The 2,538-nt window shown below is 72.3% G+C and carries 1 protein-coding gene and 1 pseudogene; one reads left to right on the top strand and one right to left on the bottom strand.

The window, feature by feature from the left end; all coding sequences use genetic code 11:
• Positions 1-371: 371 nt before the first annotated feature.
• Positions 372-629: pseudogene (locus tag ACFT4A_RS42370) on the top strand (replication protein); the annotation flags it as partial.
• Between the two features lie 1,399 nt (positions 630-2,028).
• Here the strand turns inward: ACFT4A_RS42370 and ACFT4A_RS42365 are convergent.
• Positions 2,029-2,457: a MobC family plasmid mobilization relaxosome protein gene (locus tag ACFT4A_RS42365; RefSeq protein WP_377210550.1), complete on the bottom strand. Its 429-nt coding sequence runs from the start codon at positions 2,455-2,457 to the stop codon at positions 2,029-2,031.
• Positions 2,458-2,538 lie beyond the last annotated feature (81 nt).

The following is a 2,538-nucleotide window of genomic DNA, read 5'->3' as shown; positions in this document are numbered from 1 at the left end:
CCAGAGGCCCCCGCTGCGGGTGCGGGAACAAGATCACCCGCGTACCCGGCAAGCGCCCCAAGATCTACTGCTCCGACGCCTGCCGCAAGCGCGCGAAGCGGCTCCTCGCCAAGATCGAGCGGGAAGCCGCCCGTGGCGGGTCGTCCGGCAAATCCGGACGCCTTGGGAATGAAACAACAGAGTTTCCCGGGGGGTCTGCGGCCACCGGGTCTCAAGGGGCCGAATCGGACGTGCCAGAGGCCGCCCACCTGCACGAACACCACGACCGCGTCCTCCAGGCCAGGGCCCGGAAGTCGCGCCGGTACGCCGGACGCCGGACGCTGTGGCGGATCACCGGCGACCCCGCGTGCAAGGGCTGCGGCCGGAGCCTGATGGACCCGGCCTCCGGCGTCATCGTCGGGCAGACGGCATCCGGGACCGCCGTGGTCCTGGGCCTCATGCGCTGCGGGCGGATCTGGCTCTGCCCCGTCTGCGCGGCGACCATCCGGCACAAGCGGGCCGAGGAGATCACGGAGGCCGTAGTCGAGTGGATCCGCCGAGGCGGCACCGCCTACCTGGTCACGCTGACCACCCGGCACGCGGCCAAGGACCGACTCGACGGCCTGATGGACGCCCTCCAGGGCTCCCGGTCCGGCACGGCCGCCGAGATCCGCGTCGCCAAGGCCAACGTCGCCGTTGCCGAGACGACCCTCCAGGAGGTCACCGACCGGACCCGTGCCGCCGTGAACGCCGCCCGGATTGCCGCGCCCAAGGGCCAGAAGCGCGCCGCGATGGCGGCCGCGAAGGAGGCAGCCGCGGGCGAGCTGGCCGACGCGCAGGCCCATCTCCGCACCACGCAGGCTGAGCTGGCGTCCACCCGCCGGAAGGCGGGCGCCTACCAGCGGCTCATCACCGGCGGCACCTGGGCCGGGCGGAAGTGCGACCCGGAGGGAATCCGCGGCCGGATCGGCTACATCGGCATGATCCGCGCAACAGAGGTCACCGTCGGCCTCGCCAACGGCTGGCACCCGCACATCCACGCGATCGTGCTCGTCGGCGGCCGGACCACGGGCGAGCGTGCCGAGAAGCGGGTGGCCGGCACCTTCGAGCCGTCGGAGAACGCGCTCACCGAGTGGCAGAACCACTGGCGGACGGTCTGGGTCGGCGCCCTCCAGGGGATCAACCCGAAGTGGCGGCCGTCGGACGACTGCGACCGGACCAACTGCCCGTGCGGCGGCAAGGGCCACGCGATCGACTTCAAGCGCCTGGAAACCGAGCGCGACGCCAAAGACCTGGGCGAGTACATCGCCAAGACCCAGGACGGCAAGCAGCCCGCACTGGAGCTGACCCGCGCCGACCTCAAGACCGCCACCGGGGAGAACGTCACGCCGTTCGAACTCCTCTTCCGCATCGGCGACCTGGCCAACGGGGTGCCCGACGACGGCGAGGAAGGCAGCGCCTCCGGCATCGGCACGCTGGAGTGGAACCTGGCCAAGTGGCACGAGTACGAGCGGGCCACCAAGGGCCGCCGGGCCATCGAATGGACCCGCTACCTGCGGCAGATGCTCGGCATCGAGGGCGGCGACACCCACGAGGACGACCTCGACATGCTGTTCGGCTCGGACGCCGAGGACGGCGAGCTTCGCGCCGGCGTCGCCATCGCCGAAGAAGGCTGGACGGCCGTCACCCGCAAGGGCCTCGACCTCGCAGCCACGGAGGCCGCCGAGGGCAAGGACGGCAACACCGACCCGGAAGCCGTCGCTGGCAGGGTCCGCGAGATCCTCGCCCTGGCCGACGTCGCCGACACGGCGGTAGTCCTGTCGGCCGCTCAGGTCGCCGAGGCGTACACGAACATGCTCGACAACCTCGCCCGCCGCCGCGAGGAAGCAGCTGCACGCCGCCGCCGCGAGCACGAGGACCAGGAGCACGACGACGCCCCCGTCGACACCGCCGAACTCCAGGCCCGCCTGCGCCGCCGCACCACTCCCTCGCCCCGCCCTGCCGTGGAAGCGCCCGCCGTCACCCCTTGACCGCCTTCGGGCGGAGGGGTCAGAGGTCAGGCGGTTCGGGTTGGCGGCGCCGCATGTTCACGACGGTCGCCTCGTCGACCCGCCGCACGGCCTCGCCGACGCGCTGCAGAACGGCCTCCAGTTGCTCCTGGGTGACGTCGCCGCCGGCGTTCAGCGTCCGCGCGATCTGGTTCAGGTTCGTGCCGATCCGGGTCAGCCCGATCCGGGCGGCAAGCAGCTCGCGCAGCTCCTCGCGCCGGGTCCTCGGGACCGGCCACAGCGTGCTCATCGCCACGGACACGGCGACGTGCGCCGCGTAGCTGGAGGGGGTCAGCCGGGCGAGCTTCGCGGCGGCCTCGACGGCTGCCTTCTCGTCGTCACCGAGCCGGAGATTCAGGCGGTGCGGACGCGGCTCGTCGTTGCGCCGGGTACGCCGCCGCTGCTCCGGAAACACCCGCTGTGGCCGCACGAGATCCCCCTCCGAAACTCCCCCGGTCCGTGCTCGGACCGACCGCTGATCGTCCCCGATAAGCGCGCATACGGTAACCGT

This window comes from Streptomyces sp. NPDC057099 (genome assembly GCF_042671245.1).
In the GTDB taxonomy this organism is placed as follows: domain Bacteria; phylum Actinomycetota; class Actinomycetes; order Streptomycetales; family Streptomycetaceae; genus Streptomyces; species Streptomyces purpurascens.
Note: the sequence above shows the minus strand (reverse complement) of the source record. Positions and strands in the feature narration are given on the sequence as shown.